The organism is Catenulispora yoronensis (genome assembly GCF_039531695.1).
GTDB classification, from domain to species: domain Bacteria; phylum Actinomycetota; class Actinomycetes; order Streptomycetales; family Catenulisporaceae; genus Catenulispora; species Catenulispora yoronensis.
In genome coordinates, this window is record NZ_BAAAQN010000047.1 from 74215 (window position 1) to 99998 (window position 25784).

Below are 25784 nucleotides of genomic sequence, written 5' to 3' on the forward strand. Positions count from 1 at the left end.
TAGGCGATGTGACGAGGCTGTCCCCGGCGTGGACCGGGGACAGCCTCGTCACCATCAGCACCGGCATCAGTGCTCTTTCTTCAACCCGCTCAGCGCCGCTCGCGCCGGCACCCACGTCGCCACCGCCGCCAGCACCGCCGCCGCTCCCACCACGACCGCCACCATCCCCGCCGGTGCCGAGACCCCGGCGGTGGAGCGCGTCATCCCGCTGGCGTACGTGGTCAGCACCGCCGCCGCGACGCCGAGCCCCAGCACTGTCGCGACCGCGACCGCCGTCGCCGTCTCCCACCCCAGCATCCGCTGCACCTGCCGCCGCGTCGCTCCCGTGAGCCGCAGTGCCGCGAACTCGCGGCTCCGGTCGCTGATGCTCATCGCCAGCGTGTTGACCACGGCGATGGCGGTGAAGGCGATGATCAGCCCGAGGGAGACGTAGCCGATCTTCGCGCCGGCGTTGTCGTTCGCGGACACCGCACTCACCCGGTCGCGGACGCCGACGCCCGGATCGTTCCGCAGCGCGGCGGCCAGGCTGCCGCGCGCCACGCCGGGAGCCCGGATCAGCAGCTCGCCGTCAAGCGGAACGTCCACGTGCGGCGCGATCAGGTCATGGGCCACCACCAGGTCGCCGAAGCCGAGTTGGCGCGTGTAGACGGCGACGATCGCGACCTGGGCCCGCGTCCCGTCGGCCAGCGTCATCGAGACCTGCGATCCGACGTGGAAGCCCTGGCCGGAGGGGGCGGCCGCGGTGCCGGGGCCGGTCAGCGCCGCGAGGTTGCCGGAGGTGACACCGAGGTCCAGCGTGTCGGCCAGCCCTTGCGGCGTCACGCCGAGCACACTCCGCTTGTTCAGCCCGGTGCGGACGGTGGTGTGCAGCACCCGCGTCACCGTCTTCACCCCCGGCACGGCCCGCACCGCGTCGGCGGCGTCGGTGGACACCCGCGGACCGACGACGTAGTCGGCGACGTTGCCCGCCGCGCGCTGCGCCGCCCCGGCGTGCGAAACAGTGGTCTGCGAGAACAGGATCATGCTGGCCATCGCCATCAGCAACGTCAGCGGCGTGATGATCGACGCCAGCCGGTGCGCCCCAGTCCGCAGATTGTTCGCCGCCAGGTAGCCGCCGACCCGCGACAGCCGCAACGGCACCCCGAGCACCGCCGTGCCGAGCCGCGCCACCAGCGGCCCGAGCAGCGCCAGCGCCGTGCACCACAGCAACACCGCGTTGAAGCCGACCGGCGTGGCGGCCGCGTCGGAGTGCAGCACGGTCAACACCGCCGTGAGCACAACCGCGCCGGCCAGCGCCAGCACGCCGAACAACACCCTGACCGCCGACAGCCGCGGCGGCTTCAGCTCGGCCTCGCCCAACGCCTCCACCGGACGGATCCGAGTCGCGCGGCGGGCCGAGATGCGCGCCGCCGCCCACCCGGCCAGCACCGTCGCGACCAGCGCCGCGATCGCCGGGAACACGGAGAGCACGACAGGGACGTTCGCCGGGATCACCTCCAAGGACACGAACTCGTCGTGCAGCCACGACCCGAGCGGCAGTCCGGCGGCGGCACCGGTGATCCCGGCGGCCAGCCCCACCGTCAACGCCTCGCCGCCGATCATCTTGCGCACCTGTTTGCCGGTCGCGGCGACGGCCCGCAGCACGGCGAGTTCCCGCTGCCGCTGCTGGATCGACAGCGCGAACGTGCCGACGACGACCAGCACCGCGACGATCAGCGAGGTCCCGGCCAGCACCGCGCCCATGCTGATCAGGCGGACCGTGGCGTCGGCGGCGTCCGGGAACTCGGCCGGGCCGCGGCTGTCGCCGACGTGCAGAACCGGAACGGGAAGAGGCGCGGTGGCCGATCCAGACGCCGAACCGGACGCCGAGCTGGACGCCGAACCGGACCCCGAAGCCGCCCCAGCCCCCGACGCCGACCCCGACGCCGAAATCAGTGTCTTGATGTCCTTGGCCGCAGCCGCCACGTCCCCGGCCGGAAAGACCCCGATCGCGTCGACCAACCCCGCATGCCCCGCGAGCTCCCGGGCCTGCGCCGAACCGAAATAGATCGCGGCCTGACTGGCGAATCCCTGGCCCGTGACCCCGACCACCCGCACCGCCCTGGCGCCCTGGGCCGTACGCAGCGTCGTCGAAGCACCCACCCCGAGGTGCGTCCTGGCGGCCGTACCGGCGTCCAGCACGACCTCGTCGGCGGCCGCCGGAGCGCGCCCCTTCGCCAGCGTCAGCCCCGACAACGCCGCTGATTCCCAGCCGTGGCCGAAGGAATCCGTGGTCGGCCCGCCCGGGAGGTAGGCGGCGAACAGCACCTCGGTCGCGACCGCCTTCACCGATGGCAGAGCCTTGATCCGCTCAGCCAGTTCCCCCGCCACCCACACGTGGTCCGAGACCGGCTTCGCCTTGTTCTTGACCTTCCCGCTCCCCTTCACCTCCACGGAATGGACGTTCTGGTCCCCGGTGACGACGATCGGCGCGGCCGCGAACCGCTCCGGCTCGACCGTGCCGAGAAGCCCCGTGGCGAGCAGCGTCCCGCATCCGCAGACCAACGCGGCCGCGCAGAACAGAGCGACGAACGCGCCCACGAACCCGCCCTTGCGATGGCGCAGCGTGGACCAGGCAACCGAAAGCATCATCGCGCCCACGCCCCCAGCCGGATCATCCGGTCGGCGACCCCGGCGGCCGTCGGAGCGGCCATGGTGTCGGCCACCCGGCCGTCGGCGAGGAACAGGACCGTGTCCGCGTACGAAGCGGCCACCGGATCGTGCGTCACCATGACGATGGTCTGGCCCATGGTGTCGACCGCCTCGCGCAACAGCCCCAGCACCTCGCGCGCCGTCATGGTGTCCAACGCGCCCGTGGGCTCGTCGGCGAAGATCACCTCGGGATCCGCGATCAGCGCCCGGGCGATGGCGACGCGCTGCTGCTGGCCCCCGGACAGCTGCCCGGGACGATGGCCGATCCGCTCGCTGAGCCCGACCCGCGCGACGACCTCCGCCAGCCGGCGGCTGTCCGCCCGCCGCCCGGCCAGCCGCAGCGGCAGGGTGATGTTCTGCGCCACGGTCAGCGACGAGATGAGGTTGAAGGCCTGGAACACGAACCCGGCCCGCTCCCGCCGCAGCTCGGTGAGCTTCGTCTCGCTGAGCCCGGCCAGCTCGGTGCCGCCCAGCCGCACCCGTCCGGACGTGGGCCGGTCCAGCCCGGCGGCGCAGTGCAGCAGCGTGCTCTTGCCGGAGCCGGACGGCCCCATGATCGCGGTGAAGCCGCCGGCCGGCAGCCCCACCGACACCTCGCGCAGCGCCGCGACCGCCCCGCGCCCCTTGCCGTAGACCTTGCTCACGGCTTCCAAACTGATCGCCTCGTTCATGCTTCCAGCCTGCCGACCAGCGCGTTCGTTCCCCAGGGAGGCCGTCATCGCCCACCCGTGACCTCGTCACGGGTATCGTCGTGACGTGATCCGACTGCTGCTGGCCGAGGACCAGCTCGTGGTGCGCGGGGCGCTGGCCGCGCTGCTGGCCCTGGAGCCGGACCTGGAGGTCGTGGCGCAGACCGCGACCGGCGACGACGTGGTCTCCCAGGCGCTGGTCTTCGCCCCGGACGTGGCCCTGCTGGACATCGACATGCCGGGCCGCATCGACGGCCTGGAGGCGGCGGCGCGGCTGAAGCAGAGGCTCCCGGCCTGCCGCACCCTGATGCTCACCTCCAACGGCCGCCCGGCCCTGCTGCGGCGCGCCCTGGAAGCGAAGGTCGACGGCTTCGTGCTGAAGACGGCGCCGCCGGAGGAGCTGACGGCGGCGATCCGCGAAGTGGCGGCCGGCGGCCGGGTGCTGGACCCGAAGCTCGCGGTGACGGCCTGGGACCTGGCCGACAATCCGCTGACCCCGCGCGAGAACGACGTCCTGCGCGAACTCGCCGGAGGCGCCGAACCCCCGGAGATCGCCGCGCGCCTGCACCTGTCGACCGGAACGGTGCGCAACGTGCTGACGGCGGTCGTGGGAAAGCTGAACGCCCGCAACCGGACGGACGCGGTGCGGATCGCCCGCGACGCAGGCTGGGTCTGACGACGCCGGCCGGCGACGCGCGCCGCGGCTACGCCGGGTTCGAAGCAGACTTGTCGAGATGGACCAGTTCGACACCGGGCTTGAGCTGCTCACGGCGCGTCTCGCGATAGCCGAGCCGCTCGTAGAGGCGGATGTTGGCGACGCTGAGATGCCCGGTGAACAGGGCGAAGCGCTCGACCTCGGACGGCGCCTGGCGCTCCACCTCGGCCATGAGGCTGGTGCCGATGCCCTGCCCCTGGACATCGGGGGCGATGGTCAGGCGGCCGATGTGCCAGACCGGCCCCTCCGGGTGGACGCGGACGGCGCCGATAATGCGACCGTCGCGGACGGCTTTCAGGGCGTGGCTGTGTTCCAGTTCTGATTCCAGTTCCCCGAGGGTCTGTGTCAGGGCTGGAAGATGGCAGTCGTTGTAGAGCTGGGCCTCGGTGGCGTAGGCGGCCCTCTGCAAAGTCAGGATCTCGCCGGCGTCAGCGAGTTCGACGGGGATGATCGCGATGTCGCTCATGGGCACGGAGCGTAGTGGTGCTCGACGACGGCATCAGCAGGTTTTCACACAGCGGACAGCGGCAGTTCGGCGCGGACCAGCCACCAGCCGTCATCCGGTCCGGCGGTGAGGGTTCCGCCGTGTTCGGCCAGACGCATCATGAGGCCGCCGATGCCGGAACCCGACGCACCTGACAGACCTGACACACCTGACGCGTCCAGTGCGCCCGACTGGCCACCCGTGCTGTCAGCGACCCCATCGCTCTCCACCTCCAACCGCACCACCGCGCCATCGCCGATCCCGCCCCCGACCTCCACCACCCCGACCTCCAACACCGCGATCCGCACATACCGCGCCGTGCTATGGCGCAGCACATTCGTCACGGCCTCCCGCAGCACCGCCCCGAACACCGCGCCGACCTCCGCCGGAACCGCGACCTCGTCCCCCTCCACCTCCACCGTCACCTCCGCCGCCGCCAGCACCGCCGCGGCCGACGAGAGCTCGTCCGCGAACGACAGCCCGCGGACCCCGCCGGTCAGCGCCCGCAGCTCGCTCTCGCCCTGCGCCGCCAGCCGCTCCACGTCGCGGATCTCCGCCAGACAGCGCTCGGGGTCCGCGACGGCCAGCCGCCGCGCCAGCTCCGCCTTCAGCAGAATCGCGGTCAGGCCGTGGCCCAGCAGATCGTGCAGGTCGCGGGCCGCGCGCAGCCGCTCGGACACCACGGCCGCGCGCGCCAGTCCCTCGCTCGCCAATTGCAGCTCCCGCACCAGCCGGGCCAGCCGCAGAAAGCCGTAGACGATCAAGCACGTCACCAACGCGTTCAGCACCGCCGACACCGCGCTCGCCCCGTCCCACGCCGCCAGGACCCCGCCGACCCCCAACGCCGCCGCGACGGCCGGGATCGCGAGCCGCCAGGGCAGCGCGATCGCCAGCGATCCCGCGAGCAGCCCGAGGGAGGCGATCCAGTTCTGCCCGAACCAGTGCGTCGGCAGGTAGGTGAGGACCGCGAACAGCACCATGGCCGGCCGGCTGCCGCGACTGGTGTCCCGCACCGAATACACCACCTGCAGGCCGCACAGCACGGCCAGCACAGCCAGCGCCGGAGCGATCAGGACCGCCGGAACGTAAAGCAGGGTACGAAGACAGAACGCCACCAGCAGCAGGTAGTACCAGAAGGTGGCCCGCCGCAGCTCCGGCGCCTCCACCGGGTCCAGGGCGACCGGGGTCGCGGGCACCGAGGCCTCCACCGCGAACCAGCCGTCCGCCTCCAGTCCGGTGCCGAGCCGTCCGCCGCTGCCCCGGACCCGCGCCGCGAGCCCGTCGAGCACGTCCGCGCCCAGCGCCGCGGCCGGCACGCCGTCGCTGAGGACCCGCAGCGTCACCTGGCCGCCGTCCTCGCCGGTGACGATCCGGCAGCGACGGGCGTCGCCGACCCGCACCACCGCGGTCACGACCTCGCGCAGCACCGTCGCCAGCACGGTGCCGGCCGGGCCGAGCGGCTCGGTGTGGCCGGTGACCACCGTGGCCTCGATGCCCGCCGACCGGAGCAGGGCCCGGGCGCTCGCGGCCTCCGGGGCCAGCGACAGGCTGCGCAGATCGGCGGCGGTGGCGCGGGTCGCGGCGAGGGTCGCGCGGGCACCGGCCAACAGGTCGTCCAGAACCGCGGGTTCGCCCTCGGCGGCCTGCTCGCGGATCCGGCCGAGGCCGGTGGCCAGGTCGGCGTCGAGCCCTTCGGCGATCCGCAGGCGCTCGGCGGTCACCGCGGCGGCGGCCAGCGTCAGCCGGGTCCCGTGCACCCGCGCCGCGAGCGCCCCGAGGGTGGTCACGGCGTAGACCATCATTCCGCCGAGCAAGATCATGGTGACGGTGTCGGCGGTGTCCCGGACGCTGTCCGTCCGCACCGCCTGGATCCAGGCGGCGGCGCCCAGGACCGGGGGCACCAGCGGCCACCAGCCCTGAAGGAGCACCGCGCCGACCGGCACCGCGAGCAGGCCCACCGAGGCCCCGGCGAGTCCGACGGCGACGAACGCGCAGCCCAGCTGCGTCGCTATGCGGACCAGGGATGCGGGCCGGAGCTCCAGGCCGAGGACGGCCAGGCACGCCACGAGAATCGTCGCGCCGGCCGCCGGATCGGACGGCAGGCGGCCCAATGCCTTGAAGAAGTGCACCGACACCAGCGCGGCGGCGACGGCGAACACCAGACCGCGCGCCAGTCGTGGCTCGGCCTCGTTCCCTGTTGTCCCAAAACCGCCCCGCACGTCGTCATGGTAAAGCCCCGCGCCGAACTGGGAGATCTTGATTCACATCTGGGTCCGATCGCTGACAACTCGACACAGAGCGCCGCCCGACGATCAACAAACTTCGAGATAAACGCCTGTTGGCGAAATAGAACCTGACCGGCGCCGGTTCCCGGCTATGGTCCACACCACTCCGGGAGGGGAAGTTGTCCAGGAATCTCAAGGCGGCCGCCGGCACGCTGGAGCCCGACAGCCCGGCCGCCGACGCGCTGGCGGCCGGCGCCGAGACGTTCGTGCAGGACGCGGACGTTGCGAACGCTGCGAACGGCGTGAACGGTGCCAACGGCGCGAAAGCGGACGCCGCGGACACCACCGCCGTCGTCACCAAGGACACCGTGCTCGGCCGCATCAGCGGCGCGCTGCGCGAACGTGACTTCCGGTGGTGGTTCGCCAGCCAGGTGACGTCCGCCTCCGGCGTGATGGCGCAGGGCGTGGCGCTGTCGTGGTGGGTGCTCCAGCAGACCGGCGACGCGGTGTGGCTCAGCGTGATGACGCTCGCCACCTGGGGCCCGACGCTGATCGGCGGGGCCTGGGCCGGAGCCCTGGTGGACCGTTCCGACCGCCGCCGGCTGCTGCTGGTGACGCAGGCCGTGCTGATGGGCATCGCGGTGACGCTGGCCGTGCTGGCCGCGACCGGGCAGCTGGCGATCTGGAACGTGGTCGTCGCCTCGGTGCTGTCCGGGACCGTGCTCGCCGTCGACGCCCCGGCCCGGCAGGTCTACGTCGTCGACCTCGTCGGCGAGGACGGCGTGGCCAGCGCGGTCGGGCTGTGGGAGGTGGCGCTCAACGCCTCGCGGGTGATCGGCCCGGGCATCGGCGGCGCGCTGCTGGCCGTCTCCGGCGCCACCGCGTGTTTCGGGGTCAACGCGCTGTCGTACGTGGCGCCGCTGGTGGTGCTGACCAAGATGCAGGCCCGCAGCAGCGCACCCCGGGCCCAGAAGGGCAAGAACAAGGGCGGCACGGCCCGGGACGGCATGCGCTACGCCTTCAGCTCCCCGATCATGCGCGCGCTGCTGCCGATGTCCGCGGCCTCGGGCCTGATCTTCGGCATGACCATCGCCCTGCCGCCGCTCGTCGAGCGGGCCCTGCACCAGGGCGGCGGCGCCTACGGCGCGATGATGGCGGCGTTCGGCATCGGCGGCCTGCCCGGCGCGCTGCTGGCCGCCTCGCGGCCGGTGCCGACCGGGCGCCGGGTGCGGGTGCTGGCGCTGGCCACCGCCGGATCGGTCCTGGCGATCGCGATCGCGCCGAACCTGGCGCTGGCACTGGCCGGGATGGTGCTGCTCGGCGTCACCTCGATCTGGTTCATCGCCTCCGCGAACACCTTGGCGCAGCTGCGCTGCCGGCCGGACATGCGCGGGCGGGTGATGAGCCTGTGGGGCATGGCGATGACCGGCGTGGCGCCGATCGCGGGCTTCGGAGTCGCGGCGATCGTGCAGTACGTCGGGCCGCGCGAGGGCTTCGCGGTCTCCGGAGTGCTGCTGGCCGCCGCGGCCGCGGCTGGTTGGCGGGCCCTGCGGGAGTAGGTGAGTAGCGCAGGGCTGAGCGAACGGAGTCCGGAACACCGGGCGCGGTGGTGGGGTGGGTGAGGAACGCGCCCGGTGCCCGGGGTCTCGGTACCGGAGTCTCAGCGGCCCAGGCTCAGCTGCCCGAGCTCAGCGCCGCGAGCTGAGCGCCGCGAGCTCAGCGGCCCGGCATCAGTGCTGTCCGGCCCGCGCGCTCCCGGAGGCCGCCGGCGCGTGCACCGGGTCGATCGGGTTCTGCGGGTCGTCCGGGCTCTGCGGATCGACCGGCCAGCCCGACGGCCAGCCGGTGGGCAGACCGGTGGGCAAGTGGCTGGGCAACCCGGTCGGGGCGTTGCTCGGCAGCCCGGTCGGCAGGTGGCTCGGCAGCTTGGTGGGCAGCCCGGGCCCGCTCGGCAGCGTCGGCCAGGTGGTCGGCCAGCCATCGCCGGGGTGCGGCGCCGGGATCGGGAAGTGCGGCTTGCGGCCCTGGCGGAGGTCCTTCTCCGCCTGTGCCAGCCGGGTGCAGAAGTCCTGCATCCGCTTCTGCGCGGCCGTGCGTTGCGCGTCGAGCCGGGACTTGATCTGCGCCAGCTCGGAGTCCGGGATGCCCGCGGCCTTGGCCAGCTTCTGCAACTCCGCCGACGTCAGATCGGCGCCGCGGTCGTCGCGGTCGTTGTTCTCGGCGGCCTTGCACAGCCGGAACCCGTCGTCGCCGAGAAGCGCCGCGCCTGCCGCGTCGAGCGCATCCCGGCCCGGGCCGGCCTGGTCGCCCGGGCCGTCCTGGTCCGCGGACGGTTTGGCGGACGGCGGTCCGGTGGGCCCGGGATGCGGCGTCGCGTGGTCGGCATCGGAGCCCTTCTTGTCCTTGTCCCGGTCGCGGTCCTGGCCGGCCTGGGAGGTGCTCTTGGGCGCCGGCACGCCGATCGGGCCGAGCGCGCTGTGCGCGGTCTGCTGCCAGCTGTGCGGCAGCGAGTTGGTGGCCGCCGCGGTGGCCGCGCCGACCACCGAGAAACCGCAGACGGCGGCGGCGATCTTGACCGTCACGGCCTTGGTGAACAGGACTTTGCTGAACACTCGTCGCTCCTTGGAGGATGTCGCGGAGACGGAGTGATGCGCGGCGTACCCGGCCCGGGCCGCGTCCTCGCCGGACAGCTCGGCGGGCAGGGCCGGACCGGCGGCCGCGGAGAGCAGCCGTCCCAGGTCTTCGAACCCTGAGTCCCGCGGATCGTCGAGCAGCGCCTCGGCGGCGTGGCGGCCGAGCCGCCGGCGCCCGAGGGCCCGCTGTGAGCTCCCTGTCGTACGCATCGTGCTCCAAGGAGCGATCCGGCGCCTCATCGTGTTACACCCGCCCTCGAACCGGTCCGGGTCCTGGCGGTGGCCTGCGGCTCCGGTGGTTTCTCGCGCTCAGTCCGCTCGGCCCGCTCGGCCCGCTCGGAATGAGCAGCCCGCTCGGCCGCCTGGGGCTTCTCCGCCGGCTCCGACGTCGCGGCCTTGTCGAGCTTCTTCTTCAACGTCCGCAGCCCTCGCATGGCCGCGACCCGGACGGCACCGGCCCGCTTGCCGACCACCGCCCCGGCCTGGTCCGCGCTCAGCCCGGCGACCGCGCGCAGCAGCACGGCCTCGGCCTGGTCGCGGGGCAGCTCGGCGATCACCGCCAGGGCCCGCCGGGTGGCCAGGGCCGTCAGCGCCGCCTCGGCGGTGTCGTCGGCGGAGCCCCGGTCGGGCAGCACGGCGACCGGCTCGTCGAGCTTGCGCCGGGCGCGGCGGCCCTCGTCGATCGCGCGGTTGCGGGCGATCCGGAACAGCCAGACCTGGAAGTGCCGGACGTCGCCGGTGAACCCGCCGAGGTCGCGGGCGGCCTGCAGCCAGGTCTCGGAGGCCACGTCCTCGCCCGCGTCCGGAATCAGGACTCGGAGATACCGCAGCAGCGGCGGGTTCAGGGCGCGCCAGAGCACGGCGAAGCCGTCCTCGTCGCCGCGGACCGCCCCGACCAGGGCGTCCGCCAGTTCTTGCCCGTCAAGCATGAGGGTCCTCGATGCTGGTTCGCGGACCCACCCCGCAGGCAGCCTACCCGAGGATCACCCGGAATCGATGCTCCGCCTCGTCGAGCTGTTTGACGATGTGCGCCTTCACCGCGTCGCTGAGCGGAGTGTCCGGCCGGGTCGCGAAGTCGCGCAGCTGCGGGACCAGCGGCGCGTACTTGGCCGAGGCCTTGCGGACCTTCGGCCCGGTGGTGTGGATGATGCCGACCCCGTTGTCGGTGAAGTCGCTGAGCTTCACCACGCGCGCCCAGGGATTGGCCTCCAGGCTGGCGACGACGTGCTCCCGGTACTGCTCCCCCTTGTCCCGCGCCGGATCGTAAGCCGGGTTGGTGACGGCGTCGATGAGTTCTGCGACGCGCGGCGAGAAGGCGCGGGACAGCACCGCGAGCGAGGCGCGCCGCGCCCCGAGCGCCCGTTCGGCGGCGCCGGCCAGGTCGGCGAGGTCCTCGGGGTGGTCCTCCACGGCGTCGTGGAGCAGCGCGGCGGCCACGACCTCGCAGTCCCGGACTTGGTAGTGCCGGATGATGCGGACCGCGACGCGTAGCAGGTGATTGACATAGGGTTCGCGGACCCGGCGGTCCTTGGCGTGCAGGCGCGAGGCGACCCGCTCGGCCCGCAGCAGTGTCTCGCGGTCGGATTCCGGGAACGCCTCGATCTCGATCCGGAACAGCTCTCGGAGCCCATCCTCGCCGTAGACCTCGGTCACGGCGTGGATGGGCATGATCTGCAAATGGCCCCGCTCGATCCCCTCCATGGCAGGGACAGTAGCGGGGACGGCGGACAAGGCTCCAGGTCCGGGGCCGGGCCGGGGCTGGGCCCGGGGCCGCGATCAGCCGTTCAGCTTGCTGCGCCAGTCCTCGGGCACGCGGCCCTGCGGGCCGGGAACCGGCTGGTCCGCGGGGCGGCTGTCCGGCGGCGCCAGCGCGGGTCCGGACTCGTAGAAGTTGTCGTTGCTGAAGTCGTAGAACCAGTCCTCGCCGGGTTCGAAGCTGGTGATGACGGTGTGGCCGGTGTCCGCCGCGTGCTTGCGGCCGTGCTGCTCGGGCGAGTTGTCGCAGCAGCCGATGTGGCCGCACTGTGTGCAGCGGCGCAGATGGACCCACCAGCCGCCGGTCGCGTCGCACTCGACGCAGCCGGTGCCGCTGGGCGGGACGGTGGGCTCGACTCCAGGGATGGACATGCGGACGACGCTACCGGGCGCGCGGTGGCAGCGCTTCTCGATCTTCACCGAGACCGGCGCCCGGGAGACTTCGGGGCCGGCCGAAGCGATCCGGCCGTACCGTCGATCCATGGTCACGTTCACCGCACGCGCGGACATCGAGCAGGCCCTCGCCGACCCCGGCCTGGTGCCGCTGCCCGTCGAGACCGGCCCCGAGGGCACGATGGCCTGGCTGCGGGCCACCGTCGCACGCTTCGCACACGGCGCGGTCCACGCTCGGCGGCGGGCGTATGTGGAGACGGAGTTGGCCCGCATCGATGTCGGCGAGCTGCGCCGGCTCGCGGCCAGTACCACTGCCGACGACGACCGCGCCCTGATCCTGCGCACGCTCGCCCGCGCCATGGGCCTGCCGGACCTGGACGACTCCGCGATCGAGGCACTGCGCACCGTCGCCGCGAACTACTTCGGCGGCGACGACCCGGCCGCCGACGGCGCGGTCCGCCTCCTGCTTCCGCTGATGCGGACCCCCGACCCCGAACAGGCCGCCAACCGCGTCGGCATCCTCGTCCAGGCCTGCGACGCCACCGCGGCGCTGATCGCCGCCGCCCGCGACACCGGCGACGTCGCCGCCGCTGTCCACGCCAAGCCGCCGGTGCAGGTCATGCGCCGCATCGCGCGCACGGCCACCCGCGTCGGGGACACCGAGATCCCGGCCGGGGAGCCGGTACTGCTGGAGGTCGGACCGCTCGGGCTGGCCTTCGGGCACGGTCCGCGGGTCTGCCCGGGCCGGGCCCTCGCGCTGGCGCTCGCCGAAGGCGCGCTGAGTGAAGATGCGCCGGCTGAGAACGGCTCGGCCGAAGGGCCTGCCGACTGAGACGCTCCTGAGGCACTCCGCTGAAGACGTGCTCGCGGACGAGCAGCGCCGAGCGCGGCGGCTACCCGCTCGGCGCAGTCTCGCCATGCGGGCCGTACCTATCAGGTGTTCTCTGGAGGCATGTCCACGAGCTCCTTCGGCGGCTTCTTCGACCGCTCCGACGATCCCTTCAACGACCTGCTCAACCGGTTCTTCGGGATGTCCCCGGAGTACGCACCGCCGCGGGTGCAGCGCGTCCCGATCGGCCGGCTCCTGACCGAGTCGGCCCGCGACCTGATCTCGCGGGCCTCCCGGCGCGCCGCCCAGGACGGCAGCTCCGACCTGGACACCGAGCACCTGCTGTGGGCGGCCACGCAGACGGAGCCGACGCGCGGCGTCCTGGCCGCGGCGAACGTCGACCCGGACCGGCTGGCCGCGACCATCGAGAAGTCGCTCCCGGCCTCGGCCGGCACGCCGTCGGCGGAGCCGGGGCTGACGCCGGCCGCCAAGCGGGTGCTGATCCGGGCGCACGCGCTGTCCCAGGCGTCCGAGACCTCGTTCATCGGCCCGCAGCACATCCTCGCGGCGCTGACCGAGGACCCGGACTCCGGGGCCGGGCACATCCTGGGCGGGACCCAGGTCGACGCCAAGGACCTGGGCAAGCGGGTCACCAAAGCCTCGCGCGCCGAGGGCCTGCCGACCGGGCCGGAGCAGCCGTCGGACACCCCGACGCTGGACGAGTACGGCCGGGACATGACCGAGGACGCCCGGGCCGGCAAGCTCGACCCGGTGGTGGGGCGCGCCGACGAGATCGAGCAGACCGTCGAGGTGCTGTCCCGCCGCACCAAGAACAACCCGGTGCTGATCGGCGACCCCGGGGTGGGCAAGACGGCCATCGTCGAGGGCCTGGCCCAGCGGATCATCTCCGGCGACGTGCCGAAGACGCTGGAGGGCAAGCGGGTGGTGTCGCTGGACCTGGCGGCGCTGGTCGCGGGGTCGAAGTACCGCGGCGAGTTCGAGGAGCGGCTGAAGAACGTCATCGACGAGGTCGGCAAGGCCGCCGACTCCACGATCCTGTTCATCGACGAGCTGCACACCGTGGTCGGCGCCGGTTCCGGCGGCGACGGGTCGATGGACGCCGGCAACATCATGAAGCCGGCGCTGTCGCGCGGCGAGCTGAACGTCATCGGCGCCACGACGATCGACGAGTACCGCAAGAACATCGAGAAGGACGCCGCGCTGGAGCGCCGCTTCCAGCCGGTCCTGGTGTCCGAGCCGACGGTCGAGGAGACCGTGCAGATCCTTGAGGGCCTGCGCGACCGGTACGAGGCGCACCACGGCGTGAAGTTCACCGACGAGGCGCTGGCCGCCGCGGCCGAGCTGTCGGACCGCTACGTCTCCGACCGGTTCCTGCCGGACAAGGCCATCGACCTGATCGACCAGGCCGGCGCCCGGATCCGGATCCGGAACCTGGGCAAGTCGACCGAGGCGGTGGAGCGCGAGGACCGGCTGGCCAAGCTGAACCGGGAGCGGGACGAGGCGGTCGCCGGCGAGAACTACGACCGCGCCAAGGACCTGAAGGCGCAGATCGAGCAGCTCGGCGCCGAGGTGGCGACCATCGAGGAGCGCCGCGAGGGCGCGCTGAAGGTGACGGAGAACGACATCGCCGAGATCGTCTCCCGGCGGACCGGCATCCCGGTGGCGCAGCTGAACGAGGACGAGAAGACGCGGCTGCTGAAGCTGGAGGACGCGCTCCACGACCGCGTGGTCGGCCAGGACGAGGCGGTGACGGCGATCGCGCAGGCGGTGCGGCGGTCGCGGGCCGGGATGGGCGATCCGGACCGGCCGACCGGTTCGTTCCTGTTCCTGGGGCCCACCGGCGTCGGCAAGACCGAGCTCGCCAAGGCCCTGGCCGAGCTGCTGTTCGGCGACGAGGACCGGCTCGTCCGGTTCGACATGAGCGAGTTCCAGGAGAAGCACACCGTGTCCCGGCTGCTGGGCTCCCCGCCCGGATACGTCGGCTACGAGGAGGCCGGCCAGCTCACCGAGAAGGTGCGCCGCAAGCCCTACTCGGTGATCCTGTTCGACGAGGTGGAGAAGGCGCATCCCGACGTCTTCAACACCCTGCTCCAGGTGCTCGACGACGGCCGGCTCACCGACGCCCAGGGGCGCACCGTCGACTTCCGGCACACGGTCGTGATCATGACGTCGAACATCGGCTCGCAGCTGATCCTCGCCCACAAGGGCGACACCGACGACATCCGCGAGCAGCTGATGGAGCAGGTCCGCGAGTTCTTCCCGCCGGAGTTCATCAACCGGCTCGACGAGGTCGTGATCTTCGAGTCGCTGGGCAAGGCGGACCTCGGCGACATCGTGGACCTGATGCTGGACGGCTCGCGCCGCCGGCTGAAGGCGCAGGAGCTGGGCCTGGAGGTCACCGAGAAGGCCAAGGACTGGCTGGTCGAGCGCGGCTACAAGCCCGAGTTCGGGGCGCGGCCGCTGCGCCGCACCATCCAGTCGGAGCTGGACAACAAGGTCGCGACGCTGCTGCTGGCCGGGGACACCAGTCCCGGGGACGTGATCGTGGCCGACGAGACCGACGACCACCTGGTGTGCAGCGTGAAGCACGGCACGGCGAACGGGAAGGCGAAGGAAAAGGTGAAGGAGAAGGTGAAGGCGGGAGCGGCCGGCAAGTAGCCGCGCTTCGCCGACCGCCGCCGCGCGTGCCGCCGATCCCGCTGACGGGTCGGCGGCACGCCGGTGTTCACGGCGATCCGGTGTCGTTCAGAGCGATCCCGGTGTTCACAGCGATCCTGCCGGTCACAGCGATCCCGGCTTGATCAGCCCGGTCTCGTAGGCCACCACCACGGCCTGCGCCCGATCCCGCAGGTTCAGCTTCGCCAGGATCCGGGCGACGTGGGTCTTCACCGTCGCCTCCGACAGGTGGAACCGGGCCGCCAGCTCCGAGTTGGACAGTCCGCGCCCGAGCAGGCCGAGCACTTCGCGTTCACGCGGCGTCAGGGTCGCCAGGTCCTTGTGCAGGGCCTCGGTCCGGGGGTTCACGGTCGGGACCGCGAACCGCTCGACCAGCCGCCGGGTGATGGCCGGGGCGAGCATCGCGTCGCCGGCGCGCACCATCCGGACGGCCGCCACCAGGTGCTCGGGGCTGACGTCCTTCAGCAGGAACCCGCTGGCGCCGGCGGTGATCGCCGAGTAGACGTACTGGTCCAGGTCGAAGGTCGTCAGGATGATGATCCGCGGCGGTTCGGCGTCGTCGGCGCCGGTGATGCCGGCGGCCAGGATCCGCCGGGTGGCCTCCAGCCCGTCCATCCCGGGCATGCGGATGTCCATCAGCACCACGTCCGGCCGCGCCTGGCCGACGACGCGCAGCGCCTCCTCGCCGTTGGCGGCCTCGCCGACGACGTCGATCCCCTCGGACATCAGGATCATGCGGAACCCGGTGCGGACCAGGACCTGGTCGTCGGCGATCACGACGCGCAGCGCGCGCGTCCCGTCCTCGCCTGCGCCCGCACCTCCGCCGCCGTCGCCGCTCCCGCCCCCGAACCCCTCCCCGTTCCGCACGCCGACTCCAGGCATCACGCGGCCTCCCCCAGTGGAATCACAGCGCTCACCATGTAGCCGCCGGTCAGGCGGGGCCCTGCGCTCAGCGTCCCACCATAGACCGCCAGCCGCTGGCGCAGGCCGGCCAAGCCGCGTCCGTTGCCGGTCGCGGCGCTCGACGACGTCGAGCCGCCGGTGTCCACGACGTCCACCCGCAGCCGCTGCGGGCTGTAGTCGAGGGTGACCCGGATGAGGGCGCCCACCGCGTGCTTCACCGCGTTCGTCAGGGCTTCCTGCACCACGCGGTAGGCCGCCAGGTCCAGTCCGGACGGGAGCGCGACCGCTTCGCCCTCGATGGTGAGGTCCACCCGGACGCCGCCGTTGCGTATGCGCTCGACGAGGGCCGGGATCTGGTCCAGCCCGGGCTGCGGGGCCAGGTCGGCGCTGCCCGCCGGGTCGCCGCCCTGGGAGGTCATCGTGAGCAGCCCCATCACGTGGCGCAGTTCGGCCATGGCGGCCCGGCCGCTGTCCTCCACCGCGAGCAGCGCCTCGCGGGCCAGGTCCGGCGACTTGTCCAGCACCTTGCGGGCCGCGCCGGCCTGCACCACCATCACGCTGACGTTGTGCGACACGACGTCGTGCAGCTCGGCCGCGATCCGGGCGCGTTCCTGCTCCACCGCGCGCAGCGTCTCCGATTCGCGCTCGGACTCCAGGTCGTGGACGCGCTGCTTCCAGTTCCCGATGGCGTTGGCGCCGAGGACCACCGGCACCAGGAACAGGAAGGGCAGGAAGTTGCGGGTGACGTTGGGGATGTCGCCGCCGCGCAGCAGCGCGAGCAGTACCGCGCCGCCGCCGAGGCTGTAGACCATGGCGGACCGGTAGGGCGTGTAGATCGCCGCGCTGTAGGCCGCGATGACACACGACACGATCGTGAACAGCGCCGTCTGGTTCTCGTCCATGATGTCCGCTTGCAGCGTCAGCGTCGCACCGAACACGGTCCAGAAGGTCGCCAGCGGGAACCGCCGCCGCAGGACCAGGGGCGCCGCCGTCATCACCGTCCAGAAGGTGTCCCGCGGGCCCACCACCAACACGTGGTCGATGCTGTAGAAGGGCCCGTGGTCGAGCGGGGCGTCCGCGTGGTGGTAGCCGCTGTTGATCGTGCCCACCACCATGGCCAGCGCCAGCGCGACATCGGCGGCCCAGGTCCACCGCGACAGGTGTGGCGGCGTCCCCGTACGGCGGCGCAGCGCGGCCCACACGACTCGAATCCGCCCCTCATCACCCCGGTTCACGGCTTCAGTGTCGCAAGCCGCCGGGGCCGCCGGCATCCGCCCCCGCGCTCGGCGGCGTACGCCTGCGGGATACATCCACGGGATGACACGGCCGCCTCGTAGGCATAGGGATGTACGGGAATTCATGACCGAGGCCGACGCGGCCGATCACGGTCCGCTCATAGGTTCCCTACCATGACGAATGCGCCGATGATCGAATTGGCCGAGGCCACGAAGAGATACGACGACGGCCCGCCCGCCCTGGCCGGGGTGACGCTCACCGTCGCCGCCGGCGAATGCCTGGCCGTCCTGGGCCACTCCGGCAGCGGCAAGTCCACGCTGCTGAACCTGATCGCCGGGCTGGACCGGCCCAGCAGCGGCACCGTGACGGTCGACGGGACCCGCGTGGACCAGCTCGGGGAGGCCGGTTCGGCCCGGTTCCGGCGGGCCTCGATCGGCATGATCTTCCAGTTCTTCAACCTGCTCGACGACCTGACCGTGCTCGACAACGTCCTGGTGCCGGCGCAGCTGGCCGGGATGGGCAAGGGCGAGGCCCGCCGCCGCGCCGCGGACCTGCTGGGCTCGCTGGGCATCGACCGGCACGCCAAGGCCTATCCGCAGCGGCTGTCCGGCGGCGAGCGCCAGCGGGTCGCGGTGGCCCGGGCCCTGATGAACCGGCCCGCGCTGCTGCTGGCCGACGAACCGACCGGGGCCCTGGACTCGCGGTCGGCGGCCGATGTGCGGCAGCTCCTGCTGGATCTGAACGCCGAGGGCCAGACCATCTTGCTGGTGACGCACGACGTGGAGCTGGCGGCGAGCACCGCGCACCGGACGATCGAGCTGGTGGACGGCGCGGTGGTGCGGGACGTCGAGCATTCCGGCGGAGCGGGCGACGGCGCGGCGCGGGGGTCCGCACCGTCGTCCGCCCCGTCATCCGCACCGTCGTTCTCGCGCGACGGCGGCGCGGCGAACGCTCCGGGGCTTCCCGGCCTGAGCGGGCTCCCGGGCTCGACCGAGGCTGTCCGATGAACCTCCGCCGTCCGATCCCGCGCCGACTCTTCGAGTCCGCTTTCCGCGCCATGGCGCGTTTCCTGCTGGCGGTGACCCGATGAGCCCGCTCGGCAAGATCGTGCGCTCCGGCATCGGCCGGCGCCGGGTCCAGTCCTTCGTCATGGCTCTGACGACGCTGGCCGCCGTGACCTCCTCGGTGCTGTCGCTCGGCCTGCTCACGGTCGTGCAGGCGCCGTTCGACCACGCCTTCGCGAGCCGCCACGCCGCCCACTTCGCGGTGCAGTTCGACGGCAGCAAGGCGACCGCGGCGCAGATCGCGTCGACCGCGCACGCCGCGGGCGTCACCGAGGCCGCCGGCCCCTACCCGGTGACCAGCAACCTGGACACCACCATCGGCCCGGACTGCGACGCGACCCTGGGCCCGGGGATGCCGTTCGCCGGGACCCAGGCGCCGTCGGCGGCCGTCAGCACCCGCCCGGACCTCGCGCACTCGCCGATGGACCAGCTGGTCCTGGACCACGGCCGGTGGCCGACGTCCGCGAACGAGATCGTGCTGACCCAGTGGCCGGCCGACTGCGCCGGCAAGAGCGTGGTGTTCACGTCGCTGCCGGGCCGGCCGACGTTCACCGTCGTCGGCAGCGCGAACTCGCTGACCTCGACCGCCACCGGGTTCGTGACCGCCGACGGCTTCGCGCGGCTGACCGCCGCCGGGGCGCCGGGCGACTCGATGATGCTCTACCGCTTCGCGCACGCCGGCACCGACACCGAGGTGGCCGCCGACAAGCAGGCCATCGCCGCGGTCGCGCCGGCCGGCTCGGTCGAGGGCACGCAGTCCTGGCTGACCGAGCGGGAGCAGGCCACCGGCAACGCGAAGGCGTTCGTGCCGTTCCTGATCGTGTTCGGCGTGCTGGGCCTGTTCCTGTCGGTGCTGATCATCGCGATTGTGGTGAGCGGCGCAGTGGTGTCGGCGATCAGGCGCATCGGGATCCTGAAGGCTCTGGGCTTCACGCCCGGGCAGGTGGCGCGCGCCTACGCGGCGCAGGCGCTGGTCCCGGCGACGGTCGGGGTGGTCCTGGGCACCGTGTTCGGCAATCTGCTGTCGGTGCCGGTGCTCAGCGGCACCAGCCACGACGTGGGCGCGGCGGGCACCAGCCTGCCGTTGTGGGTCAACCTGCTGGTGCCGTTGGGGACGCTGGTGCTCGTCGGCGTCACGGCGGCGATCCCGGCGCTGCGGGCCGGCCGGCTGCCGGCCGCGCAGACGCTGGTCGTCGGCCGGGCGCCGAAGGCCGACCGGGGCCGGGCGGCCCAGCGCCTGGCGTCCCGGCTGCCGCTGCCGCGGCCGATCTCGCTCGGGCTGGCGCTGCCGTTCGCGCGGCCGGCGCGGGCCGCGCTGGTCGGCGGCGCGGTGCTGTTCGGCGCGGTGAGCACCACCTTCGCGATGGGCCTGGAGGTCTCCTTCGCGCACTTCCAGGACCAGCGGACCGGCGGGTTCAACACGGCGTCGCTGCTCGTGGTCCCAGCGGTGCAGAACGGTCCGGACGGACAGCCCCTCCACGGGCCCTCGGGGGCGAACACCCCGCACTTGGACGGAGCGAAGGTGGCCGCCGCGATCGCGGCGGTGCCGGGGACGAAGGCCGCGTTCGGCTGGGGCGACAGCGGCGCGACGGTGATCGGCACGCCGCCGCAGACCGAGGTGGACACAGTGGTCGGCGACCTGTCGTGGACCAACCTGGAGCTGCTCTCCGGCCGGTGGTACTCCGCGCCCGGCGAGGCCGTGGTCAGCGACCGGCTGTCCTCGGCCACCGGGCTCCACGTCGGCGACACGATCACGGTGGTGCAGCAGAACAAGCAGCTGCCGCTGAAGGTCGTCGGCATCGACTTCGACACCCATGACGGCGGCCGGATCGTGGCCACCGACGCCGCCTCGTTCACGGCCGGCGGCCTGACGCCGCGCATCGACCAGTTCAACGTCCGGCTCGGCGCGAACGTCGACGGGCCGACCTGGGCCGCCTCGGCCCGGACCGCGCTGGCGCCGCTGAACGCGGAGCCCGACAGCAACAGCGGCGGGCGCGGCTCGGACGTGGTGGCCGTGATGAGCGCGCTGGTGGCCACGCTGACGGCGATGCTGGTGCTGGTGGCGGCGCTCGGAGTGCTGAACACCGTGGTGCAGGACACCCGGGAGCGGATCCACGACCTGGGCATCTTCAAGGCGCTGGGGATGACACCGAAGCAGACCGTCACGATGGTGATGACGTCGGTGGCGTTGAGCGGCTTGATCGCGGGGGTGATCGGGGTGCCGATCGGCGCCGTGCTGGAGCGGATGACGCTGAATCCGATGCAGAGCGCGGTGGGGATGCACTTGCCCCCGAGCGTGGTGCGCGCCTACACGCCGGGGCTGGTGGTGCCGCTGCTGGCCGGCGGGATCGTGATCGCGCTGGTCGGGGCGCTGCTCCCGGCGGGCTGGGCAGCACGATCGCGGACAGCGACGGCGCTTCGCACCGAATAGTCACTCTTTGTTGCCTTTCCCGTTCAGAATGCCGACCATCTCCGGTTGATACCCTCGGATGGTCGGCATTCCGGCGTTCTCCTCAACACAAAGGCGTGAGAGGCATCCCCATGGCGGTCAGTGTTTTCGACCTGTTCTCGATCGGCATCGGGCCCTCGAGTTCGCATACCGTCGGCCCGATGCGGGCGGCGCGGATGTTCGCCAAGCGCCTGGACAACGAGGACCTGCTGCCCAAGGTGGCGCGGGTCCGGGCCGAGCTGTTCGGCTCCCTGGGCGCCACCGGCCACGGCCACGGCACGCCGAAGGCGGTGCTGCTGGGGCTGGAGGGTCAGCTGCCGGCCACTGTGGACGTGCGCGGCGTGGAGCCGGACCTGGAGCGGATCCGGACCAGCGGCCGGCTGCGGCTGCTCGGGGCCGAGCGGGGCGCCGAGGCCGAGATCTCCTTCAGCGAGGACGTGGACCTGCTGCTGCACCGCCGCAAGTCGCTGCCGTACCACTCCAACGGCATGCGGCTGTTCGCCTATGACGGGCACGGCGGACCGCTGCTGGAGAAGACCTACTACTCGGTCGGCGGCGGGTTCGTGGTGGACGAGGACGCGGTCGGCGCCGACCGGGTGGTCCTGGACGACACCGTGCTCAAGTACCCGTTCCGCACCGGCGCCGAGCTGCTGGAGCTGACCGGCCAGACCGGCTACAGCGTCAGCAGCCTGATGCTGGAGAACGAACTCGCCTGGCGGACCGGCGACGAGGTGCGCGCCGGGCTGCTGGAGATCTGGCAGGTGATGCGCGAGTGCGTGGCCGACGGCATCGCCAGCGAGGGCATCCTGCCCGGCGGGCTGAAGGTGCGGCGCCGCGCGCCCGGCATCGCGCGCACGCTGCGCGCCGAGGGCAACCGCGAGATGCACGCCAACGAGTGGGCCACGCTGTGGGCGATGGCGGTGAACGAGGAGAACGCCGCCGGCGGCCGGGTCGTGACCGCCCCGACCAACGGCGCCGCCGGCATCATCCCGGCGGTTCTCCACTACTACGTGAACTTCGTGCCGGACGCCGACGAGGACGGCGTGGTCCGCTTCCTGCTGGCGGCCGGCGCCGTCGGCATGCTGTTCAAGGAGAACGCCTCGATCTCCGGCGCCGAGGTCGGCTGCCAGGGCGAGGTCGGCTCGGCCTGCTCGATGGCCGCCGCCGGCCTGGCCGAGGTGCTCGGCGGGACGCCGGAGCAGGTGGAGAACGCAGCCGAGATCGGCATGGAGCACAACCTGGGCCTGACCTGCGACCCGATCGGCGGGCTGGTGCAGATCCCGTGCATCGAGCGCAACGGCATGGCCGCGGTGAAGGCCGTCACCGCGGCGCGGATGGCGCTGCGCGGCGACGGCAAGCACCACGTGTCGCTGGACAAGGTGATCAAGACGATGAAGGACACCGGGCGGGACATGTCGGTGAAGTACAAGGAGACCGCGCGGGGCGGGCTCGCGGTGAACGTCATCGAGTGCTGAGACCGGCTCAGCCGCCGGTGACGGTCACGGTGGTGTCCGCGTTCGCCAGGGCGTCGTAGCCCGGGGTCATCAGGATGGTCGCCAGATCCGTCGCTTCTTGCTTGGTGAACCCGCTGCCGAACTCGACCACGCCGTCCCGCGCCGCATCGGTGAGGGCCGGCTGGCCGTAGACGGTGGCGTCCACGCTCAGCCACATGCGCTCGTGAGCGCCGATGACTTGGCCGGAGAGGTTGGAGAGGCTCTGGGCGCCGGCGGCGTCGAGCCGGGTCACGACGGTCCAGCCGTCGGGCCCGGCCGACCGCTGCTCGGCGTGCGCCTCGACGACGTGCAGATCGGCGTTGTCGCGCTCGCCCGAGACATTGACGGCGGTTCCGGAGGAATCGCAGAGCTGGAGCGCCGGACCGAACTTCTGCAGCTCTGTGCAGTGCTGCGCCGACGTCGGAACCGTGCCCGACGACCACACCCGCAGCAGCGAGAGGTGGCCGGGCAGCCCCAGCATCCGGAGCCGTTCGAGATCGGCGGCACGGCCCTTGACCGCCACCGCGAACCGGTCTTGGCGCACGGTGATGTCGACGTCCTTCAGCCCTTCGGCGTGGACCCGGTTCCGGAGCCACTCCTGCACGCCGCCGGCCGGCGGAGCCGTGGGCGGATAAGGGAACGTCTCGTTGAGGCGAAAGGTGACCGTCACCCGGTCGTGCGCCTCATGACCGGCCGCCGCGATCACCGCACCGCCGGCGCCGGTCGTCCCGAGCAGCCCGACCGCGGCGAGCAGCAGCACCTTCCGCTGCCGCCAGAACCCCTTGCGCACCGCACTCTCGGCGATGTGCTGGGCGCTGAACACCGGCAGCTCGTAGCGGTCGGCCTCGGCGGTGAGGATCTCGGGCAGCCTCTCCTCGATGTCCACGCTGTCCATCACGCTGTTCGCTCCTCCTGCTCCGACCGGTCCATGGATTCCCGCAGTTTCGCCAGGCCGCGCGCCGCCTGCGATTTCACCGTCCCGACCGCGATACCCAGCATCTCGGCGACCTGGGTCTCGGTCAGGTCGTCGAAGTAGCGGAGCACCAGCACGGTGCGCATGCGCGGCGGCAGTTCCCGCAGGGCACTGATGACGGCGACGTGCTCGTCGACGTGCGGGTAGACGTCGGGCGCGGCGCCGTCCTGGTCCAGAAGCTCCACCGGCCGGCGCCCCGCGGTCCGGAAGTGGTCGGCGGCCAGATTCGCCAGGATCCGCCGGACATACGCCTCGGGAGCGTCCATCCCGGAGACCCGGCCCCAATGCCGGTACGCCCGCTCCAACGCGCTCTGCACCAGGTCCTCGGCGACATGGCGGTCGCCGGCGATGAGCACCGCGGTGCGGAACAAGGCGGCCGAGCGCGCCGCGACGAACTCCGCGAAACCCGGCTCCACCGACGGTGGTGGTCTGCGTTTCATGAGGAGCTAACCGTCGCGGGGGCTCGAAAGGTTGCAACGGCGCTCCCGTCTGCCGGCCCCGCGCCCCGCACCCCCACCCCCACTCGCTTGACATCAACACCCACCCGCTTGCATGGTTAGTTACATGAGTAATGAACCAGGGAACCGCTGATGGACGAGGGCCGTCCGCTTTTCCAGCAGATCGCGGAGCAGATCGAGGGCGCGATCCTGGACGGCTCGCTGGCCGCGGACACGCAGGTGCCCTCCACCAACGAGCTGGCCGCGTTCCACCGGATCAACCCGGCGACCGCGGCCAAGGGCGTCAATCAGCTGGTCACCGACGGGATCCTCTACAAGAAGCGGGGAATCGGCATGTTCGTGGCTCAGGACGCCCGGCGGCGGGTGCTCGATCGCCGGCGGGAGGCTTTCGGGCGGGACTTCGTGGAGCCGCTGCTCGCGGAGGCGCGGCGGCTGGGGCTGGACGCCGAGGACGTCAAGAATCTGATCGAGAAGTGGGGAGAGGGACGATGAGCGCCGTGCTCGTCAAGGATCTGACGATGCGCTACCGCGGGCACACCGCGCTGCACGGCGTCGGCCTGGAACTGCGGGAGAACACCATCCACGGCCTGCTGGGCCGCAACGGGGCCGGGAAGACCACCCTGATGCGGATCCTGACCGGGCAGGAGTTCGAGAGCTCCGGACAGGTCGAGGTGTTCGGCGACGCCCCGCGGGAGAACGACGCGGTGCTGCGCCGCGTGTGCTTCATCCGCGAGTCGCTGAAGTACCCGTCCTACTTCAAGCTCCGCGAGGCGCTGGCCGCGGCCCGGATCGCCTGCGACAGCTGGGACGCCGACTTCGCCGCGCGCCTGGTCCGCGACTTCGACCTGCCTGCCAACCGCCAGCTGAAGAAGCTCTCCCGGGGCCAGCTCTCGGCCGTCGGCATCGTCATCGGTCTGGCCTCCCGGGCCCCGCTGACCCTGTTCGACGAGCCCTACCTCGGCCTGGACGCCGTGGCCCGGCAGATCTTCTACGACCGGCTGCTCGCGGACTTCGCCGAGCACCCCCGCACCATAGTGCTCTCCACCCACCTCATCGACGAGGTCGCGGACCTCATCGAGCACGTCGTGCTGATGGACGGCGGCAAGGTGCTGATCGACGCCGACGCCGACGACCTGCGCGGCCGCGCGGTGTCCGTCTCCGGCCCGGCCGACGCGGTCGCCGCCTACGCCGACGGCGCCGCGCCGCTGCACCGCTCCCAGCTCGGGGGCCACCTGCGGGTGGTGCTCACCCAGCGGCCCGAACGCCCGGCCGCCGGCGTCACCGTCGAACCGCTGTCGCTGCAAGAACTGATCGTGATGACCACCAACCGGGGGGACCGGACATGAGCCCGACCGAGAAGGCGCTCCGCATCCAGACACTGAAGCTGAGGCAGACGTTCGCGCTCCCCTGGTTCAGCCTGATGATCGCCATCCTGATGGTCGCCGCGATCTTCGGCGTCGCCCACCAGGTCCCCTACGACAAGCGGGTCACCGGGGCGCTGACGGCGTTCTACCTGTCGGGCATCGGCATGCAGCCGTGGCTGATCAACCAGGTCTTCCCGTTCGCGATGGCCCTGTCGGTGACCCGCGGCGCCTTCATCCGCGCCACCGCGGCGATCATCTTCGTCGAGGCCGTCGTGGCCGGCGCCGGCCTGACCGTGCTGAGCCGCCTGGAGACCGCCACCCACGGCTGGTTCGTCCACACCCGGCTGCTGAACCTGCCGCACGTCCATCAGGACAACGTGTTCAGCCAGTTCCTCGTCTACGGCGTCCCGATGGCGGTGCTGTCGACCACGATGGCCTGCGTCGCGGCCGTCTTCCGCGCCTTCGGCCAGATCGGCCTGTGGGTCTTCGCCGTCGCCACGGCGGTCCTGGCCGCCCTGACCATCATCGTCCTGACGCTGACGCACGCCGGCGGCAGCGTGGTCCACTTCTTCGGCTCCCAGCCGATGCTGGCGGACTTCGCCTTGTATCCGCTGGCCCTGGTGGCGCTGTTCGGCACCGGCTGGGTCCTGCTCATGAAGCGCGCCCGGGTGTAGCCGGAGGGGGAACACGGGAACACCCGGGCGGTCTGGGGCGGGACGGCGAATCAGGGTTC

The 25784-nt window shown here is 72.3% G+C and carries 22 protein-coding genes; 10 read left to right on the forward strand and 12 right to left on the reverse strand.

Annotated elements, in window-relative coordinates; genetic code table 11:
• Positions 1–66: 66 nt before the first annotated feature.
• Both ABD481_RS31640 and ABD481_RS31645 read right to left on the reverse strand, forming a co-directional pair.
• Positions 67–2631, reverse strand: coding sequence for an ABC transporter permease (locus tag ABD481_RS31640; protein ID WP_344669477.1), 2565 nt, complete (start codon positions 2629–2631; stop codon positions 67–69).
• Positions 2628–3362, reverse strand: coding sequence for an ABC transporter ATP-binding protein (locus ABD481_RS31645; RefSeq protein ID WP_344669478.1), 735 nt, complete (start codon positions 3360–3362; stop codon positions 2628–2630). Before ABD481_RS31645 ends, ABD481_RS31640 begins: the two co-directional genes overlap by 4 nt.
• 85 nt (positions 3363–3447) lie before the next feature.
• Here ABD481_RS31645 and ABD481_RS31650 point away from each other — a divergent pair, with 85 nt between their 5' ends.
• Complete coding sequence (locus ABD481_RS31650) at positions 3448–4056, forward strand: response regulator transcription factor (RefSeq protein ID WP_344669479.1); 609 nt, start codon at positions 3448–3450, stop codon at positions 4054–4056.
• A gap of 28 nt (positions 4057–4084) precedes the next feature.
• On the opposite strand, the gene ABD481_RS31655 is transcribed toward ABD481_RS31650, so the two are convergent.
• Together ABD481_RS31655 and ABD481_RS31660 are read right to left on the reverse strand one after the other, a co-directional pair.
• Positions 4085–4561, reverse strand: coding sequence for a GNAT family N-acetyltransferase (locus ABD481_RS31655; RefSeq protein ID WP_344669480.1), 477 nt, complete (start codon positions 4559–4561; stop codon positions 4085–4087).
• Between the two features lie 44 nt (positions 4562–4605).
• A complete protein-coding gene (locus ABD481_RS31660; protein WP_344669481.1) occupies positions 4606–6798 on the reverse strand; it encodes a sensor histidine kinase in 2193 nt (730 codons plus the stop codon).
• A 185-nt stretch (positions 6799–6983) separates the two neighbouring features.
• On the opposite strand from ABD481_RS31660, the gene ABD481_RS31665 reads away from it, so the two are divergent.
• Positions 6984–8363, forward strand: coding sequence for an MFS transporter (locus ABD481_RS31665; RefSeq protein WP_344669482.1), 1380 nt, complete (start codon positions 6984–6986; stop codon positions 8361–8363).
• Positions 8364–8534: 171 nt separating this feature from the next.
• Here ABD481_RS31665 and ABD481_RS31670 read toward each other — a convergent pair whose 3' ends face one another.
• The 4 genes from ABD481_RS31670 to ABD481_RS31685 form a co-directional block, all read right to left on the reverse strand.
• A complete protein-coding gene (locus ABD481_RS31670; RefSeq protein WP_344669483.1) occupies positions 8535–9647 on the reverse strand; it encodes a hypothetical protein in 1113 nt (370 codons plus the stop codon).
• Between the two features lie 26 nt (positions 9648–9673).
• Complete coding sequence (locus ABD481_RS31675; protein WP_344669484.1) at positions 9674–10366, reverse strand: RNA polymerase sigma factor; 693 nt, start codon at positions 10364–10366, stop codon at positions 9674–9676.
• 43 nt (positions 10367–10409) lie between these two features.
• Positions 10410–11138: an HD domain-containing protein gene (locus tag ABD481_RS31680; RefSeq protein WP_344669485.1), complete on the reverse strand. Its 729-nt coding sequence runs from the start codon at positions 11136–11138 to the stop codon at positions 10410–10412.
• Positions 11139–11213: 75 nt separating this feature from the next.
• Complete coding sequence (locus tag ABD481_RS31685; RefSeq protein ID WP_344669486.1) at positions 11214–11564, reverse strand: UBP-type zinc finger domain-containing protein; 351 nt, start codon at positions 11562–11564, stop codon at positions 11214–11216.
• Here ABD481_RS31685 and ABD481_RS31690 point away from each other — a divergent pair.
• Both ABD481_RS31690 and ABD481_RS31695 read left to right on the forward strand, forming a co-directional pair.
• Positions 11563–12417 (forward strand): cytochrome P450 family protein, encoded by an 855-nt coding sequence (locus ABD481_RS31690; protein ID WP_344669487.1) that lies wholly within the window; start codon positions 11563–11565, stop codon positions 12415–12417. The genes ABD481_RS31685 and ABD481_RS31690 overlap by 2 nt on opposite strands.
• Before the next feature lie 120 nt (positions 12418–12537).
• The gene (locus ABD481_RS31695) at positions 12538–15093 is read left to right on the forward strand and encodes an ATP-dependent Clp protease ATP-binding subunit (protein ID WP_344669488.1); all 2556 of its coding nucleotides are present in this window, start codon (positions 12538–12540) and stop codon (positions 15091–15093) included.
• 123 nt (positions 15094–15216) lie between these two features.
• Here the strand turns inward: ABD481_RS31695 and ABD481_RS31700 are convergent, their stop codons facing one another.
• Both ABD481_RS31700 and ABD481_RS31705 read right to left on the reverse strand, forming a co-directional pair.
• Entirely contained in the window at positions 15217–15993 is a 777-nt protein-coding gene (locus tag ABD481_RS31700) for a response regulator (protein ID WP_344669489.1), read from the reverse strand.
• Positions 15993–17249 carry a sensor histidine kinase gene (locus ABD481_RS31705; RefSeq protein ID WP_344669490.1) on the reverse strand — a complete coding sequence of 419 codons (1257 nt, stop codon included), beginning with the start codon at positions 17247–17249 and terminating at the stop codon, positions 15993–15995. The genes ABD481_RS31700 and ABD481_RS31705 overlap by 1 nt, the downstream gene beginning before the upstream one ends.
• Positions 17250–17423: 174 nt before the next feature.
• Between ABD481_RS31705 and ABD481_RS31710 the strand changes: the two genes are divergently transcribed.
• The 3 genes from ABD481_RS31710 (at position 17424) to ABD481_RS31720 (ending at position 22238) form a co-directional block, all read left to right on the forward strand.
• The gene (locus ABD481_RS31710; RefSeq protein ID WP_344669491.1) at positions 17424–18257 is read left to right on the forward strand and encodes an ABC transporter ATP-binding protein; all 834 of its coding nucleotides are present in this window, start codon (positions 17424–17426) and stop codon (positions 18255–18257) included.
• A gap of 79 nt (positions 18258–18336) precedes the next feature.
• On the forward strand, positions 18337–20745 hold the full coding sequence (locus ABD481_RS31715) for an ABC transporter permease (RefSeq protein ID WP_344669492.1): 2409 nt from the start codon (positions 18337–18339) through the stop codon (positions 20743–20745).
• Between the two features lie 110 nt (positions 20746–20855).
• Positions 20856–22238: an L-serine ammonia-lyase gene (locus ABD481_RS31720; protein ID WP_344669493.1), complete on the forward strand. Its 1383-nt coding sequence runs from the start codon at positions 20856–20858 to the stop codon at positions 22236–22238.
• Positions 22239–22245: 7 nt separating this feature from the next.
• Here ABD481_RS31720 and ABD481_RS31725 read toward each other — a convergent pair whose 3' ends face one another.
• Both ABD481_RS31725 and ABD481_RS31730 read right to left on the reverse strand, forming a co-directional pair.
• A complete protein-coding gene (locus ABD481_RS31725; RefSeq protein ID WP_344669494.1) occupies positions 22246–23154 on the reverse strand; it encodes a SecDF P1 head subdomain-containing protein in 909 nt (302 codons plus the stop codon).
• Positions 23151–23669, reverse strand: a complete 519-nt coding sequence (locus ABD481_RS31730; protein WP_344669495.1) for a SigE family RNA polymerase sigma factor — start codon at positions 23667–23669, stop codon at positions 23151–23153. Before ABD481_RS31730 ends, ABD481_RS31725 begins: the two co-directional genes overlap by 4 nt.
• A gap of 150 nt (positions 23670–23819) precedes the next feature.
• Here ABD481_RS31730 and ABD481_RS31735 point away from each other — a divergent pair, with 150 nt between their 5' ends.
• Genes ABD481_RS31735 through ABD481_RS31745 form a run of 3 tightly spaced genes read left to right on the forward strand, consistent with a single transcriptional unit; the run spans position 23820 to position 25725 of the window.
• The gene (locus ABD481_RS31735) at positions 23820–24179 is read left to right on the forward strand and encodes a GntR family transcriptional regulator (RefSeq protein ID WP_344669496.1); all 360 of its coding nucleotides are present in this window, start codon (positions 23820–23822) and stop codon (positions 24177–24179) included.
• On the forward strand, positions 24176–25033 hold the full coding sequence (locus tag ABD481_RS31740) for an ABC transporter ATP-binding protein (RefSeq protein ID WP_344669497.1): 858 nt from the start codon (positions 24176–24178) through the stop codon (positions 25031–25033). Before ABD481_RS31735 ends, ABD481_RS31740 begins: the two co-directional genes overlap by 4 nt.
• The gene (locus ABD481_RS31745; RefSeq protein ID WP_344669498.1) at positions 25030–25725 is read left to right on the forward strand and encodes a hypothetical protein; all 696 of its coding nucleotides are present in this window, start codon (positions 25030–25032) and stop codon (positions 25723–25725) included. Before ABD481_RS31740 ends, ABD481_RS31745 begins: the two co-directional genes overlap by 4 nt.
• The last annotated feature ends 59 nt before the right edge of the window (positions 25726–25784 follow it).

Coding starts and splice junctions, on each gene's coding strand:
- ABD481_RS31640 (WP_344669477.1), bottom strand. CDS start 2,631: ATGATGCTTTCGGTTGCCTGGTCCACGCTGCGCCATCGCAAGGGCGGG.
- ABD481_RS31645 (WP_344669478.1), bottom strand. CDS start 3,362: ATGAACGAGGCGATCAGTTTGGAAGCCGTGAGCAAGGTCTACGGCAAG.
- ABD481_RS31655 (WP_344669480.1), bottom strand. CDS start 4,561: ATGAGCGACATCGCGATCATCCCCGTCGAACTCGCTGACGCCGGCGAG.
- ABD481_RS31670 (WP_344669483.1), bottom strand. CDS start 9,647: ATGCGTACGACAGGGAGCTCACAGCGGGCCCTCGGGCGCCGGCGGCTC.
- ABD481_RS31675 (WP_344669484.1), bottom strand. CDS start 10,366: ATGCTTGACGGGCAAGAACTGGCGGACGCCCTGGTCGGGGCGGTCCGC.
- ABD481_RS31680 (WP_344669485.1), bottom strand. CDS start 11,138: ATGGAGGGGATCGAGCGGGGCCATTTGCAGATCATGCCCATCCACGCC.
- ABD481_RS31690 (WP_344669487.1), top strand. CDS start 11,563: ATGCGGACGACGCTACCGGGCGCGCGGTGGCAGCGCTTCTCGATCTTC.
- ABD481_RS31685 (WP_344669486.1), bottom strand. CDS start 11,564: ATGTCCATCCCTGGAGTCGAGCCCACCGTCCCGCCCAGCGGCACCGGC.
- ABD481_RS31695 (WP_344669488.1), top strand. CDS start 12,538: ATGTCCACGAGCTCCTTCGGCGGCTTCTTCGACCGCTCCGACGATCCC.
- ABD481_RS31700 (WP_344669489.1), bottom strand. CDS start 15,993: ATGCCTGGAGTCGGCGTGCGGAACGGGGAGGGGTTCGGGGGCGGGAGC.
- ABD481_RS31710 (WP_344669491.1), top strand. CDS start 17,424: ATGACGAATGCGCCGATGATCGAATTGGCCGAGGCCACGAAGAGATAC.
- ABD481_RS31715 (WP_344669492.1), top strand. CDS start 18,337: ATGAGCCCGCTCGGCAAGATCGTGCGCTCCGGCATCGGCCGGCGCCGG.
- ABD481_RS31720 (WP_344669493.1), top strand. CDS start 20,856: ATGGCGGTCAGTGTTTTCGACCTGTTCTCGATCGGCATCGGGCCCTCG.
- ABD481_RS31730 (WP_344669495.1), bottom strand. CDS start 23,669: ATGAAACGCAGACCACCACCGTCGGTGGAGCCGGGTTTCGCGGAGTTC.
- ABD481_RS31735 (WP_344669496.1), top strand. CDS start 23,820: ATGGACGAGGGCCGTCCGCTTTTCCAGCAGATCGCGGAGCAGATCGAG.
- ABD481_RS31740 (WP_344669497.1), top strand. CDS start 24,176: ATGAGCGCCGTGCTCGTCAAGGATCTGACGATGCGCTACCGCGGGCAC.
- ABD481_RS31745 (WP_344669498.1), top strand. CDS start 25,030: ATGAGCCCGACCGAGAAGGCGCTCCGCATCCAGACACTGAAGCTGAGG.